General features: G+C 71.8%; 15 protein-coding genes and 2 pseudogenes. 10 read left to right on the forward strand and 7 right to left on the reverse strand.

All coding sequences use genetic code 11. The annotated features are described in order from the left end of the window. Positions 1–5: 5 nt before the first annotated feature. A complete protein-coding gene (locus tag ACFPIH_RS39320; protein ID WP_381180245.1) occupies positions 6–1,085 on the forward strand; it encodes a Zn-dependent alcohol dehydrogenase in 1,080 nt (359 codons plus the stop codon). On the opposite strand, the gene ACFPIH_RS39325 is transcribed toward ACFPIH_RS39320, so the two are convergent. The 3 genes from ACFPIH_RS39325 to ACFPIH_RS39335 form a co-directional block, all read right to left on the reverse strand. Beyond that, positions 1,082–2,008, reverse strand: a complete 927-nt coding sequence (locus ACFPIH_RS39325) for a DMT family transporter (protein ID WP_381180370.1) — start codon at positions 2,006–2,008, stop codon at positions 1,082–1,084. The genes ACFPIH_RS39320 and ACFPIH_RS39325 overlap by 4 nt on opposite strands. Positions 2,009–2,073: 65 nt before the next feature. Then, the gene (locus ACFPIH_RS39330) at positions 2,074–3,066 is read right to left on the reverse strand and encodes an ArsR/SmtB family transcription factor (protein WP_381180248.1); all 993 of its coding nucleotides are present in this window, start codon (positions 3,064–3,066) and stop codon (positions 2,074–2,076) included. Between the two features lie 45 nt (positions 3,067–3,111). Next, positions 3,112–3,744, reverse strand: a complete 633-nt coding sequence (locus ACFPIH_RS39335; protein ID WP_381180251.1) for a TetR/AcrR family transcriptional regulator — start codon at positions 3,742–3,744, stop codon at positions 3,112–3,114. Between the two features lie 85 nt (positions 3,745–3,829). Here ACFPIH_RS39335 and ACFPIH_RS39340 point away from each other — a divergent pair, with 85 nt between their 5' ends. From ACFPIH_RS39340 to ACFPIH_RS39350, 3 genes are all read left to right on the forward strand, one after another. Further along, a complete protein-coding gene (locus tag ACFPIH_RS39340) occupies positions 3,830–4,981 on the forward strand; it encodes an acyl-CoA dehydrogenase family protein (RefSeq protein WP_381180372.1) in 1,152 nt (383 codons plus the stop codon). Between the two features lie 59 nt (positions 4,982–5,040). Further along, positions 5,041–5,286 carry a YiaA/YiaB family inner membrane protein gene (locus tag ACFPIH_RS39345; protein WP_381180254.1) on the forward strand — a complete coding sequence of 82 codons (246 nt, stop codon included), beginning with the start codon at positions 5,041–5,043 and terminating at the stop codon, positions 5,284–5,286. A 73-nt stretch (positions 5,287–5,359) separates the two neighbouring features. Then, positions 5,360–5,986 carry a TetR/AcrR family transcriptional regulator gene (locus ACFPIH_RS39350; RefSeq protein ID WP_381180257.1) on the forward strand — a complete coding sequence of 209 codons (627 nt, stop codon included), beginning with the start codon at positions 5,360–5,362 and terminating at the stop codon, positions 5,984–5,986. 3 nt (positions 5,987–5,989) lie between these two features. On the opposite strand, the gene ACFPIH_RS39355 is transcribed toward ACFPIH_RS39350, so the two are convergent. Continuing rightward, positions 5,990–6,451 carry a MaoC family dehydratase gene (locus ACFPIH_RS39355; protein ID WP_381180260.1) on the reverse strand — a complete coding sequence of 154 codons (462 nt, stop codon included), beginning with the start codon at positions 6,449–6,451 and terminating at the stop codon, positions 5,990–5,992. An 80-nt stretch (positions 6,452–6,531) separates the two neighbouring features. On the opposite strand from ACFPIH_RS39355, the gene soxR reads away from it, so the two are divergent. Further along, positions 6,532–6,984: a redox-sensitive transcriptional activator SoxR gene (gene soxR, locus ACFPIH_RS39360; RefSeq protein WP_381180263.1), complete on the forward strand. Its 453-nt coding sequence runs from the start codon at positions 6,532–6,534 to the stop codon at positions 6,982–6,984. On the opposite strand, the gene ACFPIH_RS39365 is transcribed toward soxR, so the two are convergent. Together ACFPIH_RS39365 and ACFPIH_RS39370 are read right to left on the reverse strand one after the other, a co-directional pair. Continuing rightward, complete coding sequence (locus ACFPIH_RS39365) at positions 6,985–8,052, reverse strand: RNA ligase (ATP) (RefSeq protein ID WP_381180266.1); 1,068 nt, start codon at positions 8,050–8,052, stop codon at positions 6,985–6,987. Between the two features lie 206 nt (positions 8,053–8,258). Continuing rightward, a complete protein-coding gene (locus tag ACFPIH_RS39370; RefSeq protein ID WP_381180268.1) occupies positions 8,259–8,867 on the reverse strand; it encodes a hypothetical protein in 609 nt (202 codons plus the stop codon). Between the two features lie 208 nt (positions 8,868–9,075). On the opposite strand from ACFPIH_RS39370, the gene ACFPIH_RS39375 reads away from it, so the two are divergent. Then, positions 9,076–11,865 (forward strand): penicillin acylase family protein, encoded by a 2,790-nt coding sequence (locus tag ACFPIH_RS39375; RefSeq protein ID WP_381180271.1) that lies wholly within the window; start codon positions 9,076–9,078, stop codon positions 11,863–11,865. Between the two features lie 32 nt (positions 11,866–11,897). On the opposite strand, the gene ACFPIH_RS39380 is transcribed toward ACFPIH_RS39375, so the two are convergent. After that, the gene (locus ACFPIH_RS39380; RefSeq protein WP_381180274.1) at positions 11,898–13,142 is read right to left on the reverse strand and encodes a serine-threonine protein kinase; all 1,245 of its coding nucleotides are present in this window, start codon (positions 13,140–13,142) and stop codon (positions 11,898–11,900) included. 170 nt (positions 13,143–13,312) lie between these two features. Between ACFPIH_RS39380 and ACFPIH_RS39385 the strand changes: the two genes are divergently transcribed. From ACFPIH_RS39385 to ACFPIH_RS39400, 4 genes and pseudogenes are all read left to right on the forward strand, one after another. Beyond that, positions 13,313–14,074: an SDR family oxidoreductase gene (locus tag ACFPIH_RS39385; protein ID WP_381180276.1), complete on the forward strand. Its 762-nt coding sequence runs from the start codon at positions 13,313–13,315 to the stop codon at positions 14,072–14,074. 76 nt (positions 14,075–14,150) lie between these two features. Continuing rightward, positions 14,151–14,372, forward strand: a pseudogene (locus tag ACFPIH_RS39390) (AMP-binding protein); the annotation flags it as partial. A 19-nt stretch (positions 14,373–14,391) separates the two neighbouring features. Then, positions 14,392–14,733: pseudogene (locus ACFPIH_RS39395) on the forward strand (AMP-binding enzyme); the annotation flags it as partial. Positions 14,734–14,765: 32 nt separating this feature from the next. Further along, on the forward strand, positions 14,766–15,359 hold the full coding sequence (locus tag ACFPIH_RS39400; protein WP_381180278.1) for a TetR/AcrR family transcriptional regulator: 594 nt from the start codon (positions 14,766–14,768) through the stop codon (positions 15,357–15,359). The last annotated feature ends 2 nt before the right edge of the window (positions 15,360–15,361 follow it).

Raw genomic sequence — 15,361 nt, forward strand, 5'->3', positions numbered from 1 at the left:
CCACCATGGTCCGTGCCGCCGTACTCCCCGCCGTGGGCGCCCCCCTGGAGATCACCGGGATCGACCTCCCGGAACCCGGCCCCGGCCAGGTCCGCGTCCGCCTCGCCGCCGCCGGCGTCTGCCACTCCGACCTCTCCCTCTCCGACGGCACCATGCGGGTGCCCGTCCCCGCGGTGCTGGGCCACGAGGGCGCGGGGACGGTCGTATCCGTGGGAGAGGGGGTCACGGGAGTGGCCCCCGGCGACGGCGTCGTCCTCAACTGGGCGCCGTCCTGCGGCCGTTGTCACGCCTGCGGACTGGGCGAGGTCTGGCTGTGCGCCAACGCGCTGGCCGGCTCCGCCGACGTGTACGCCCGCACCGCGGCCGGAGTCGACCTCCACCCGGGACTGAACGTCGCCGCGTTCGCCGAGGAGACGGTCGTGTCCGCCTCCTGTGTCCTGCCCGTCCCCGACGGCATCCCGCTCACCGACGCCGCGCTCCTGGGCTGCGCGGTCCTCACCGGCTACGGCGCCGTCCACAACGCGGCGCGCGTGCTTCCCGGCGAGACGGTCGCCGTCCTCGGCGTGGGCGGAGTGGGCCTGGCCACCCTCCAGGCGGCCCGGATCGCCGGTGCCTCCACGATCGTCGCCGTCGACGTCTCCCCGGAGAAGGAGGAACTGGCCCGGGCAGCCGGCGCCACGCACTACGTCGTCGCCTCCGAGAACACCGCCCGCGAGATCCGCGCCCTCACCGGCAGGCAGGGCGTCGACGTGGCCGTGGAGTGCGTGGGCCGCGCGGTCACCATCCGCACGGGGTGGGAGTCCACCCGCCGGGGCGGGCGCACCACGGTCGTCGGCATCGGCGGCAAGGACCAGCAGGTCACCTTCAACGCCCTGGAACTCTTCCACTGGGGCCGCACCCTCGCGGGCTGTGTCTACGGCAACTCCGACCCGGCGAAGGACCTCCCGGTCCTCGCCGAACACGTCCGGGCGGGCCGCCTCGACCTCTCCGCCCTGGTCACGGAACGCATCGCCCTGGAGGGCATCCCGGCGGCCTTCGAGAACATGCTCGCGGGGAAGGGCGGACGGGCACTGGTGGTGTTCTAGCGGAGGGCGCGCTCGTCGTCGGCCCGGGGCTCGGGTGCGGCGGGCCGCCGCACCCTCGACCGGGACACCGCCACGCCCGCCAGGCACAGGGCCCCGCCCGCCAGGGTGAACACCCCGGGCACCTCGCCCAGCGCCAGCCAGGACATCAGCACGACCAGCGCGGGCACGGCGTACGTCGTCGCGCCCATCCGCCCGGCCGTCGTCCGGGCCAGGGCGTACGCCCACGTCGTGAAGGCGAGCGCGGTCGGCACGACCCCCAGGTAGACCATGTTGAGCGTGGCCGACAGCGGGGCGTCGGACGCGTCCTGGACCAGCTGCCCGGCGAACGGCAGACACACCACCGCGCCCACCAGACACCCGAACGTCGTCACCTGCAGGGCGCTCGCGTGGCCGAGCGCCGGCTTCTGCGCCACCACCCCGCCCGCGTACGCCACGGCGGCCAGCAGACACAGCACCACCCCGAGCAGCGAGGACCCGCCCCCGCCCGACATCGACAGGCCCACCACCACCGCCCCCGCGAACGACACCGCCATCCCGGCCAGCAGCCTCGGCGGCAGCCCGTCCCCGAGCAGCCGCGCGCTCAGCAGGGCGATCAGCAGCGGCCCGATGTTCACGACGAGCGCCGCGGTGCCGGCGTCCACCTGCTGCTCACCCCAGTTGAGCGCCACCATGTAGAACCCGAACCACAGCACCCCCGACACCGCGATCCCGCGCCAGGCGGCCCGTGGCGGCCATCCCTCACGCCGTACGGCACACAGCACGCCGAGCACCAGCGCACCGGACAGCAGCCGCCCGAGCGCCAGCGCGCCCGGCGCGTACGAGGAACCCGCACTGCGGATCGACACGAAGGCGGAGGCCCAGGCCACGACCGTCACCAGGGCGGCACCGGCGGCGAGCAGTTCCGGACGACGGGCGTTGTTCATCATGCTCCCGAGGCTAGGAGAGGACAGGCCGCGGAAGCTCGCGGATTTCGGACGGCCACCACGGCTCACCGCAGCGCCCCCGGCTCGATGCCCAGCAGCTCGCCGAGTGCCCGCTCACCCGTCGCCGTCACCTTCACGGCCCGCTCGGACCCGATCCGTACGCACCACCCCGCGTCGAAGGCGTGCCGGCACAGGGCCGCGCCCGCGACGCCGGCGAGATGGGGCCGACGCTCGGTCCAGTCGAGACAGGCCCGCACGAGGGGCCGTCGCGTCGCCCGCTCCAACGGGATCCCGACATCGGCGAACCACCGCAGCCCGGCGTCCGTCAGCCCGAACCCGGTCCCCGACGCGTCACCCGATCGCCCCGGAGAGGCGCCGGCCGGCCCTGATACTCCGGCTGATCCCGGTGTGCCGGTTGATCCCGACGCGCCGGCCGGTCTCGGGGTGTCGGCCGGTTCCGACGCGCCGGCCGGTCCCGACGTGCCGGCCGGTCCCGACGCGCCAGCTGATCCCGACGCGCCGGCTGATCCCGGTGTGCCGGCGTTTGCCGGCGTCCCGGCCGCGCCCGGATCCCGGGGCACCGCGCTCGCCTCGCCCCCCTCGCTTCCGTCGCCCTCCTCGCCCGCCCCGCGCAGCAGCCCGCGCGTGGTCAGTGCGTCGGTGAGGGTGATGCCGAGACGGCCGGCGAGGTGGTCGTAGCAGGTGCGGCCGCGGGCCATCGCCGAGCCGGCGTTCGAGGCACGCAGGGTGCGGGGGCGGGGCGCGACGCCGGGGGCGACCTGGGCGGCGAGGTCCTCCACGAGCTGGGCCGTGCGCGCGTCGGCGAGCCGTACGTACCGGTGCCGGCCCTGCCGTTCCTCCGCCAGCAGTCCGCCCCCGACCAGCTTGCCCAGGTGCTCGCTCAGCGTCGACGCGGCCACTTCCGCGTGCCGGGCCAGCTCACCGGCGGTCCACGCCCGTCCGTCGAGCAGCGCCAGCAGACACGCGGCGCGCGTCTCGTCGGCCATGAGCGAGGCGACCGCGGCCAGCCCCGACGCCCGTACGTCCTTGGAGGTCATGCGCCCCAGCATGCGCCACGGACACTTCGGCGCCCGCCGAACCGTCTACGACAGCTGGGCGTACTGCCGCTCCAGCCCGTCCAGGAGCGCCGTGAGCCCCGTCTCGAACGCCCGCTCGTCGATCTTCTCCTGCTGTTCGGCGAGCAGGTGCGCCTGTCCGAGGTGGGGATAGTCGGCGGGGTCGTACGCACTCGCGTCGTCGACGAAACCGGCGGCGAACGAGCCGAGCGCGGAGCCCATGACGAAGTACCGCATCAGCGCGCCGATGGAGGTGGCCTGCGCGGGCGGCCAGCCGGCCGCGACCATCGCGCCGTAGACCGCGTCCGCGAGCCGCAGCCCGGCGGGCCGGCGGCCGGGGCCCCGGGCGAGGACCGGGACGATGTTCGGATGGTCGCGCAGCGCCGCCCGGTAGGACACGGCCCAGTCGTGCAGCGCGGTCCGCCACCCCCGCCCGTCCTCGAACATCGACAGGTCGACCTGCGAGCTCACCGAGTCGGCGACGGCTTCGAGGATCTCGTCCTTGGTGCGGAAGTGGTTGTACAGCGACGGCCCGCTGACCCCCAGCTCGGCGGCGAGCCGGCGCGTCGAGACGGCCGCGAGGCCCTCCGCGTCCACGAGCGACCGGGCGGTCCGCACGATCCGGTCGGTGCTGAGCAAGGGCTTGCGGGGTCGGGCCATGGCGCACATAGTAGGGCTGCGCAAGGGAAACTAGCAGTGCTAATTTAAAGCGGCTTTCAAGTGGCTTTCAAGGGGTGGTGTCGTGGTGAACCTGGGCCTCAGCGAGGAGCAGGAGGCGGTCCGGCGGCTCGCCCGGGACTTCGTCGAGCGCGAGATCGCCCCGCACGTCGTCGCCTGGGACCGCGCGGAGGAGGTGGACCGCTCGATCGTGAAGAAGCTCGGTCAGGTCGGCTTCCTCGGGCTGACCGTCGACGAGGAGTACGGCGGCAGCGGCGGCGACCACCTCGCGTACTGCCTGGTGACGGAGGAGCTGGGCCGCGGCGACTCGTCCGTGCGCGGCATCGTGTCCGTGTCGCTCGGCCTGGTCGCCAAGACGATCGCCGCCCGGGGCAGCGAGGAGCAGAAGCGGCGCTGGCTGCCGGGGCTCACCTCCGGCGCGTACGTCGGCTGCTTCGGCCTCACCGAACCCGGCACCGGCTCGGACGCCGGCCAACTCACCACGCGCGCGGTGCGCTACGGCGACGAATACCGCATCACCGGCACCAAGATGTTCATCACCAACGGCACCTGGGCCGACGTCGTCCTGCTCTTCGCCCGCTCCACGGACGCCCCCGGCCACAAGGGGGTCTCCGCCTTCCTCGTCCCCACCGACACCCCGGGCCTGACCCGCCGTACCGTCCACGGCAAGCTCGGCCTGCGCGGCCAGGCCACCGCCGAACTGGTCCTCCAGGACGTCCGGGTGCCCGCCTCCGCGCTGCTCGGCGAGGAGGGCAAGGGCTTCTCGGTCGCCATGTCGGCCCTTGCCAAGGGCCGGATGTCGGTCGCGGCGGGGTGCGTCGGCATCGCGCAGGCGGCCCTCGACGCGGCGGTGCGGTACGCGGGGGAGCGGGAGCAGTTCGGCAGGACCATCGCCCACCACCAGCTGGTCCAGGAACTGCTCAGCGACATCGCGGTGGACGTCGACGCGGCCCGGCTGCTGACCTGGCGGGTCGCCGACCTGATCGACCGGGGGCTGCCCTTCGCGACCGAGTCCTCCAAGGCCAAGCTCTTCGCCTCCGAGGCCGCCGTCCGCGCCGCGAACAACGCCCTTCAGGTCTTCGGCGGCTACGGCTACATCGACGAGTACCCGGCGGGCAAACTGCTGCGCGACGCCCGGGTGATGACCCTCTACGAGGGCACGAGCCAGATCCAGAAACTGGTCATCGGGCGTGCGCTGACCGGGGTTTCGGCGTTCTGAGTAGGTGCCTGAGTACGCGAGCGGATGTGGTGCGGGCCACGTCCGCCGAAGCTGGGCCCATGAGCGAATCCACCGGCAAGCAGCAGAACACGGCGGCCTTCTACGGCCAGGCTGTCGCCTCCTTCTCCGTGGCCATGGCCGCCACCGCCATCGGCATCTTCAAACTGAACGCCGACGCCTGGGTCCGCGCCTTCCTGGCCATCGCGGTCCTGTACCTGGTCACCTCGACCTTCACCCTGGCCAAGGTGATCCGGGACCGCCAGGAGCCGGCGAACCGCACGTACAACCCCTTCGAGAAGCTCTGACGTCCCGGGCTAAGCGAGCGCTCACTTTCGGCGGTATGGTGGGGCGACTGTCGGAGAGAGGGGCCAGGGAGCGATGAGTACGGCGGAGGAGACGACCGGTGGCGAGGCCGAGCCGTGGGACGAGGTCACGCCCGACGCGGCCCGACGGCTGCTCGTCGCCGCCGTGGAGGCCTTCGCCGAGCGCGGCTACCACGCGACGACCACCCGTGACATCGCCGGCCGCGCGGGCATGAGCCCGGCCGCCCTCTACATCCACTACAAGACCAAGGAGGAGCTCCTCCACCGCATCAGCCGGATCGGCCACGACCGCGCGCTGGACATCCTGCGCACGGCCGCGCAGGGCGACGGCAGCGCGGCGGAGCGGCTCGCGGACGCCGTCAGCTCCTTCGTCCGCTGGCACGCCGGGTGGCGCACCACGGCCAGGGTCGTGCAGTACGAACTGGACGCCCTCGGCCCCGAGGCCCGCGCCGAGATCCTCGCGCTGCGCCGGCAGGTCGACGCCGAGGTGCGCGGGATCGTCCAGGACGGCGTGGCGGCCGGTGAGTTCGAGGTCCTCGACGTCCACGGCACCACCCTCGCCGTGCTCTCCCTCTGCATCGACGTGGCCCGCTGGTTCAACGTCGACGGCCCCCGCACGCCCGACGAGGTCGGCGCGCTGTACGCCGACCTCGTGCTGCGGATGGTGGGCGCGGCGAAGTAGCCGCTAGAGGTAGTACCGGGAGACCGACTCCGCGACGCAGACGGGCTTGTCCCCGCCCTCGCGCTCCACGGTGAAGGCGACGGTGACCTGGACGCCGCCGGTGACGTCCTCGACACCGGAGATCCTCGCGGTGGCCCGCAGCCGCGAGCCGACCGGGACGGGGGAGGGGAAACGCACCTTGTTCGTCCCGTAGTTGACGCCCATCCTCACCCCCTCGACCTTGATCAGCTGGGGCCCGAAGAGCGGCAGCAGGGACAGCGTGAGATACCCGTGCGCGATGGTGGTCCCGAAGGGCCCGGCGGCGGCCTTCTCCGGATCGACATGGATCCACTGATGGTCGCCCGTCGCCTCGGCGAAGAGATCGATCCGCTTCTGGTCGATCTCCAGCCAGTCGGTGTGCCCCAGCTGTTCGCCCACCGCCGAGCGCAGTTCCTCGACGGATGTGAAGATCCTCGGCTCTGCCATGTGTCTCCGGCCCTCTCGCGCGTCACGATGCTAAGCGACTGCTTAGCATGGATGGCGGGGCGTTGACTAGTCTTGACGGGGTGCCCCAGATTCCCGAGAAGATCCACGAGCTCACGGTCGGCCAGCTCGCCGCACGCAGCGGCGCCGCCGTCTCCGCCCTGCACTTCTACGAGTCCAAGGGGCTGATCAGCAGCCGCCGCACCTCGGGCAACCAACGCCGCTACCACCGCGACACCCTGCGCAGAGTCGCCTTCGTCCGCGCCGCCCAACGGGTCGGCATTCCCCTCGCGACGATCCGCGAGGCCCTCGCCGAACTCCCCGAGGAACGCACCCCGACCCGTGAGGACTGGGCCCGCCTGTCCGAGGCCTGGCGGGCCGAGCTCGACGAACGCATCCAGCAGTTGAACCGCCTCCGCGACCACCTCACCGACTGCATCGGCTGCGGTTGCCTCTCCCTCGACACCTGCGTCCTGTCCAACCCGGACGACGTCTTCGGTGAACGCCTCACGGGGTCGAGGCTGATGCCCTCATAGCTACTCGTACTCCGTGCCGCCCTTGCGGGTCAGGTAGGCCCCGCTCACCGCCTTCGCGATGGCGCGTCCGCCGGTCACCGGGCTGTACCGCTCCAGGGCGGGCCGGATCACCACGCCCTCCCGCAGATGCAGCTCGCGGCCGGACACGGTCTCCCGGCCGCTCGCGATCGCGAGGACCAGCTCACTGTCGTACGGACCCTCGAACAGCCGTGGTACCAGCGGCAGTTCCCCGTCCAGCACATCCGCCGCGTCCAGCCAGCGCACCTCGCCGTCGATCTCCGCGGACACGTCGAACACCGCGTAACCGAGCGTCTCGCGCCGGCCGTCGGCGCCGTACGTCAGGTCCTGCACGCCCGCGCCGTAGACCTCCCCGAAGATCCCGACGCGCCGCGCGCCCAGCCGTTCCGCGAGGCGGGCCGCCGTCCCGGCGACGCCGTGGCCGTGTACGGCGCGCCAGTACAGGTTGCGCGGATCCTCCCGCAGGGCCAGCGACTTGGCGCCGAAGCCCTTCGAGGAGACGTACACCCGCTCCTCCCGCGCGACATACGTCACCAGGCAGGCGGTTCCGTGCAGCTTCTCCGTCAGGACCACCGGCTCGCCGGGCTCGAAGACGCCGGGGTAGCGCTGGATGTTCTCGATGTCGACCCAGGGCAGCAGGTCCGGCGCCGACTCGACCTCCCCGTTCATGGTCGGGGGGATCGGCGGCACCCACTTCACGATGCCCAGCCGCTCCGCGAAGTCCGTCCCCTCCGCCGCCGACCGCGCCAGGTCGACGTCCGCCAGCGCCTCCGGCCGGCAGACGATCCCCTGCGACAGCTCACCCCGCAGCCGCACCGCCCGCACCCGGTCCGACCTGCTCCCCGCCAGCCGCCCGGTCAGCCCCAGCTCCGCCACCAGCTCCAACGGCAGCACCGCCTGCTCGGGGATGTAGAGCGCGGCCTCCCCGGTCCGGTACGCGCCCTTGGCCACGACCGCCCGATAGAGCCCGACCTGGGCCAGTTCGAGCGCGTCGGCGTTGGGGTGGTCGTGGACCGTCAGCACTTCGGCAGTGACGCGCAGCGTCGACATGGGTGACTCCTCGGGTACTCAGCTCGGTTTCATCACCCCCAACTCTCCTTGCGGGAAAGGGCTGGAGCGACCCGATTAACGCCTGGTACCGTCACCGCGCCCGTACGGACCCGCGTCACACCTCAACCAGGGGTGCGGCATCCCCAGCGCACCCCCGCCGTTCTCTCAGAGGGACCTCGGTCGAAGGGTCAGGACTCGGAGGGGCTTCACGCCGGTACGGACACCAGCATGCGTCCGCGCCGGGCGTATGCCAGCGCCTCGGGGGTGAGAACGGGGCGCGGGACGAGTATTCCGCAGTCCACGCAGACCGGACCGGCCGACGGCTCGTGGTCCAGGTCGTACTTCCACCGCAGTTGCTCGCCGCCGCAGACCGGGCAGCCGGCCCCCGGCTCGCGCTCCAGCGCGGCGATCAGCCGGCGCAGCACCTCGCCCAGCGGTTCACGGGGGTGGACCCGCGGGTCGTCGCACCACGCCACGCCGAAGCCGCCCCAGGTCAGCCGGTGCCAGTCGTCCACACTGCCCGGCCTGCGCAGCCCGTCGTGCTTCTCCTTCCTGCGGCGTGCCGCGAAGTCGACCTCGTAGGCCAGCCACACCGCCCGTGCCTCCTCCAACTCGTCCAGTGCGGCCACGAGCCGCGCCGGGTCGGGGGAGCGGTCCTCGGGGCCGAACCCGGCCCGGGAGCAGAGATGGTCCCAGGTAGCCCTGTGCCCGTAGGGCGCGAACCGCTCGAGGCACTTGCGGAGCGAGTAACGCCGTAGCGCCAGATCGCATCGCGTGTCTCGCGCCTGTCTCGCCAGACTCCGGAAACCGGCCATCGCCTTGCACCTCCGTCACATCTGCACCTGTACTTCGGTCAGTTCGGCGTCGTCGTACGGACGTCGTCGAATAGACGTATCGACAAGCGATTCGGCTCCATCCGATTTCCGATGACCTCCGTAAGCCGAAAACTTGACGCATGTTCATCTTCAATCCCGGGGATACCGGCGGTAACGTTCCGCCGACCCTCGTCGCTAGGAGCAGCCGATGCCACGGCGAACCCCCCTTACCACTCTCGACAGACTGAGAACTCCCGGCAGATTCACCGGGTTCCTGAAGACCGCCTCCGTATGCGCGCTCATTGCCGCTCTTTTGTCGCCCCTTGCCCAGACGACCGCCGCGGCGGCCGACGTCACGGCGGCGAACGACTACTGCGGCGGCCAGTGTTCCGACATCCTGCCGCCCGGCGAGAACGGCAACGCCACCCTCGCGCAGATCCTCCTCAACCAGGCCTTCGGCACCCAGCCGGAGCACGCCGAGGACCAGCTCGGCCCCTACGCCAACCTGGCCAAGGGCTACTCGTCCCTCACCAACGCGACGATCAACACGTTCTTCAACGACGCGTCGTTCGGTGTCGCCTCCGATCAAGTCGCCTCCACCCTGAGTCCCGCGGGCCGCACCGACGTCACGATCGTCCGTGACAAGAAGACGGGCGTCCCGCACATCACCGGTACCACCAGATACGGCACGGAGTTCGGCGCCGGGTATGCCGCCGCCCAGGACCGGCTGTGGCTCATGGACGTGTTCCGGCACGTCGGCCGCGGCCAGCTCACCGCCTTCGCGGGCGGCGACCCCTCCAACCAGGGCCTCGAGCAGCAGTTCTGGCGCAACGCTCCGTACACCGAGGCAGACCTCCAGGCCCAGATCGACAACGCCACCGCCAACAACGGCACCCGCGGCCAGCAGGCGCTCGCCGACGCGAACGCCTACCTCGACGGCATCAACTCCTACATCGACGCCTCCGACAGCGGCCGCTACTTCCCCGGTGAATACGTCCTGACCGGCCACAAGGACTCAATCACCAACGCCGGCACCATCGACCACTTCAAGATCACCGACCTGGTGGCGCTGGCCTCGGTCATCGGAGCCCTCTTCGGCTCGGGCGGCGGAGGCGAGGTCAACAACGCCATCTCGCTGCTCGCCGCGCAGGAGCAGTACGGCGTCGAACAGGGCACCAAGGTCTGGGAGGCGTTCCGCGAGCGCAACGACCCCGAGGCCGTCCTCACCGTCCACAACGGCGAGAGCTTCCCCTACGGCGGCAAGCCCGCCGACGCGCAGGGCGAGGCGCTGCCCGACGCCGGCACGGTGAGCACCGAGCCGCTGGTCTACGACCCCACCGGCACCGGCGGCGACCAGAGCGCCTCCGCCACCGCCGCGGCGGCCACCGCGAGCGCGCTCAGCTCGGCCAGGCGCGGGATGTCCAACGCCCTCGTGGTCAGCGGCAAGGCCACCGCGAGCGGCCACCCGATCGCCGTCTTCGGCCCGCAGACCGGCTACTTCGCCCCGCAGCTGCTCATGCTCCAGGAGATCCAGGGCCCGGGCATCAGCGCCCGCGGCGCCTCCTTCGCGGGCCTGAGCATGTACGTCGAACTGGGCCGCGGCCAGGACTACTCGTGGAGCGCCACGACGTCCGGCCAGGACATCATCGACACCTACGCCGTCGAACTCTGCCAGGACGACTACCACTACCTCTACCACGGCACCTGCACGGCCATGGACAAGGTGGAGCTGAAGAACTCCTGGAAGCCCACCACGGCCGACGCCACCGCCGCCGGCTCCTACACCATGCGTGTCTGGCGCACCAAGTACGGCCCCGTCGCCTACCGGGCGACCGTCGGCGGCAAGAAGGTCGCCTACACCACGCTCCGCTCCTCGTACATGCACGAGGCCGACTCGATCATCGGCTTCCAGATGCTGAACGACCCGGACTACGTCAAGAGCCCGCAGACCTTCCAGAGCGCGGTGCAGCACATCAACTACACCTTCAACTGGTTCTACGCCGACGCCAACCACACCGCGTACTACAACAGCGGCGACAACCCGGTGCGCGCGGCCGGCGTGGACGCCGAGTTCCCGGTGTGGGCGCAGGCGGCGTACGAGTGGAAGAACTGGGTGCCGGCCACCAACACCGCCGACTACACCCCGGCCTCGGCGCACCCCAACTCCGTCGACCAGGACTACTACATCTCCTGGAACAACAAACAGGCCCTGAACTACACGACGGCCTCCTGGGGCGACGGCTCCGTGCACCGCGGCAACCTGCTGGAGAGCCGGGTGAAGAAGCTGGTCGCGGCCGGCGGCGTCACCCGTGCCGCACTGGTGAAGGCCATGGCGGACGCCTCGCTCGCGGACCTGCGCGCCGAGGACGTCCTGCCCGACCTGCTGCGCGTGATCAACAGTTCCACGGTCACCGACACCACCGCGGCCGCCGCGGTGAGCAAGCTCCAGACCTGGCTCACGGCGGGCGGGCAGCGCACGGAGACCACGGCGGGCTCGAAGACCTACGCCAACGCCGACGCGATCCGCATCCTGGACGCCTGGTGGCCGCTGCTGGTGAAGGCGGAGTTCGAACCGGGCCTCGGAACCGACCTGTACACCGCGATCACCGCCAACCTGCCCATCGACGAGGCCCCGTCGGCCGCCCACGGCCCGACCGGGTCGCACGCCGGAAGCTCCTTCCAGTACGGCTGGTGGAGCTATGTCGATAAGGACATCCGGGCCGTGCTCGGCGACTCGGTACAGGGCGCGCTGCCCCAGAAGTACTGCGGCAGCGGGACCGTCAGCAGCTGCCGTGACGTCCTCATCAGCACCCTGAAGACGGCGGCCGGCCTGACCGCGGCCCAGGTCTACCCGGGCGACGACCTGTGCGCCGCGGGCAACCAGTGGTGCGCCGACTCGATCGTCCAGCGCACCCTGGGCGGCATCAAGCACTACAACATCAGCTGGCAGAACCGGCCCACCTTCCAGCAGGTGGTGGAGTTCACGTCACACCGGTAGTTCCCACGGCGGCGGGCCGCGTTCCGGTGGTCTCAGCGGATCCGGCCCGCCGCCAGCACCAGCCGCGCCAGCTCGGGGTGCACGATGTCACTGTGCGCCCCGGCCGGCGCCCCGCCGCGACTGACGACCTCCGCCGCGTCGACGTTCACGCACCCCGACCTCGGCAGGGTCCCGGACAGCGCCTCGGTGAGCGCGCACGCGTGCGTGCCCGGCACCTCCTGCACCCCGTCGTGCCCCATGGCACCCCACTTGGCGCCCAGCACCTTCCCGACGAGCCCCCGGGCATCGCCCGCCATCCGCGAGGCCAGCGGGTACATCGTGCTCAGCGCCTGGTCGAACCGCGAGTAACAGCACACCAGGGGGCCGTCGATACGCTGCTGCCGCCCCTGGAGCATCCCTCGCGCGGCGAACGCGTAGTGCGAGAAGGCCCCCTGGAGCAGCGTCACCGACTTCACCGAACGCACCCCCTCGGGCAGCCCGCTCAGCGCGAACGACACCAGCCGCCCGCCGAAGCTGTGCCCCACCAGATGCACCCGCAGCTCCGGCGCCACGGCCGCCAGCCGGCCGATCAGCGGCCCGAGCCCCCGCTCGCCCACCGTCCCCGCGCGCCGCTTCATCGCGTAGTACGTCGCCTGCCGCAGCAGTTCCTTCGCCCCGTCCCACGGGTTGGGCAGCGTGAACCCCTCCGACGCGAGTCCGGCCAGGGCCGCCGCGAACTCCTCGCAGGCCGCCGCCGTCGGCCCGGTGAACATCTCCGGCTCGTCCTCCGGCTGGGTGTCCGCCGCGCACGACGGCGGCACGTCGTCCGCCACCAGCTCCCGCACCAGCCGCCCGAACTCCTCCAACCCGCCCTCCCCGGGCGGTCGTTGATCGAGGAGCCCCGCGATCCGCTCGACCACCGCGGCCCGGCCGGGGAAGGTCTTCAGGAGCGCGTGCCGGGTGCCGTCGTCGAGTCCCGGCGCCGGGGCGACGGCCGTGGTGTGCGGGAAGCCGGGGATCGGCTCGTCGCAGAACCGCATCGACGGCCACACCACGCCCGCGTACCCGATCCTGGCCGTCGCCGGGGCGAGCCCGGGGATCGGGGCGAAGAAGCCGCTGTAGAGCCGGGTCGCGCCGGAGCGGTCGTTGTTCCAGCCGTGCGAGAAGACGATCAGATCGCGGATCTTCCGTTGTTCCACGCCGGCCAGCAGCCGGTCCCGCTGTCGCGGATCGACGTCCCCGTCCGCGTCGAAGGTCAGTTCCCAGTACGGAGTCACACTCATCGTCGGCTGTGCCATGACAGGCTCCCGTCCCCCGAGGCCACGTGCGATGTGGGCGCATCGTCCTGCCAACGGGCGAACTTGGCCATACGTGACGACTCACCGGGGAGTCCGGTCGCCCTTTCCTCGAACATACCGACCGGTTAGTCTGGCGCCGGAGCCGATTCGCGTCGCGTCGAAGGAGACCGATGATGCAAGCCGTGCAGGGTGCTGGAGTGGTCGTCACCGGAGCGGGGGGCGGCATCGGGGCCGCGCTGGCCCGCCGCTTCGCCGCCGAGGGAGCCCGGGTCGTGGTCAACGACCTCGACGCGGACCGGGCGCGCGCCGTCGCCGAGGAGATCGGCGGCATCGCGGTCCCGGGCGACGCGGCGACGATCGTGGACCCGGCCAGGGAGGCGCTCGGCACCGTAGACGTCTACTGCGCCAACGCCGGGGTCGCCTCCGGCGGCTCCGAGGCGGCCGACGAGAGCGTGTGGCAACTCGCCTGGGACGTGAACGTGATGGCCCATGTCCGCGCGGCCCACGCCCTGCTCCCGGACTGGCTGGAGCGCGGCTCCGGCCGGTTCGTCTCCACCGTCTCCGCCGCCGGACTGCTCACCATGATCGGCGCCGCCCCCTACAGCGTCACCAAGCACGGCGCGTACGCCTTCGCCGAGTGGCTGTCGCTCACCTACCGCCACCGCGGGATCAAGGTCCACGCGATCTGCCCGCAGGGTGTGCGCACCGACATGCTGGCCGCCACCGGCAGCGCGGGCGACCTGGTCCTCAAGCCCACCGCGATCGAGCCGGCGGATGTCGCCGACGCCCTGTTCAAGGGCATCGCCGAGGACCGCTTCCTGATCCTGCCGCACCCCGAGGTCGCCGAGTTCTACCAGGCGCGTGCCGCCGACCCCGACCGCTGGCTGAGCGGCATGAACCATCTCCAGCGCAAGTGGGAGGCAGCCGAATGACCGCCCCGGCCTCCCTGTACGCCGCCAAGCCCTGGCTGGCCGTCTGGGACGACGGCCGGCGCGCCCCGATCGCGCCCTGCGTCGCTCGGTCGCCGAGGCCCCGGACCGCACCGCGCTCACCTACTTCGACGGCCGGCTCACCTACCGCGAGCCGGCCGAGCTCAGCGACTCCGTCGCAGGGCATCTCGCCGCAGGCGGGCTGGAGCGCGGCGAGCGGGTGGCGATCCTGCTGCAGAACTCCCCGCCCTTCGTGCTCGCCCTGCTCGGCGCCCGGAAGGCGGGCGCGATCGTCGTCCTCGTCAACCCGATGCGGGTCGCAGGACATGATCAACGCGTCCGCCGGGGGTCTGGGCGTGTCCCCCAGAAGGAGGAGCAAGGTGTGGCCGCGCGAGGTCGAGGACGTGCTGTACACCCACCCGGCGGTGCGCGAGGCGGCCGTCGTCGGTGTGCCGGACGGCTACCGGGGCGAGACGGTCAAGGCGTACATCAGCCTGCGGCCCGGAGCCGACGCGGATGCGGATACGCTCACCGCCTACTGCAAGGACAGGCCGGCGGCATACAGGTATCCGCGGCAGGTGGAGATCCTGCCCGACCTGCCCAAGACGGCCAGTGGGAAGATCCTCCGTCGGGAACTGCGTTCCCGCACGCACGACAGCCAGAGACGTAACGAAGTGAAAGGCAGGTGGCGGCAGTGCCCAGGACGACGGACGGCGCGGAGGCTCCTGTGCCGCAGCGGCTGCTCGCCGCCGCCACCCGGCTCTTCGCCGAGCAGGGCTACGACCGCACCTCCGTGCAGGAGATCGTGGAGGCGGCCGGCGTCACCAAGGGGGCGCTGTACCACTACTTCGGCTCCAAGGACGACCTGCTGCACGAGGTGTACGCGCGCGTGCTGCGCGTCCAGCAGGAGCGGCTCGACGCGTTCGCGGGTGCCGACGAGCCGATCGAGAAGCGGCTGCGCGGTGCGGCGGCGGACGTCGTCGTCACCACCATCGAGAACCTCGACGACGCGATGATCTTCTTCCGCTCGATGCACCATCTGAGCCCCGAGAAGAACAAACAGGTCCGCGCGGAACGCCGCCGCTACCACGAACGCTTCCGGGCCCTGATCGAAGAGGGCCAGGCGGCGGGCGTCTTCTCCTCGGCGACCCCGGCGGACCTGGTGGTGGACTACCACTTCGGCTCGGTCCACCACCTCTCCACCTGGTACCGCCCGGGCGGCCCGATGACCCCGCAGGAGGTCGCCGACCATCTGGCGGACCTCCTGCTGCGGGCCCTCAGGCCGTAGCG

It is taken from the genome of Streptomyces vulcanius, from assembly GCF_042653945.1.
GTDB classification, from domain to species: Bacteria; Actinomycetota; Actinomycetes; order Streptomycetales; family Streptomycetaceae; genus Streptomyces; species Streptomyces mangrovi.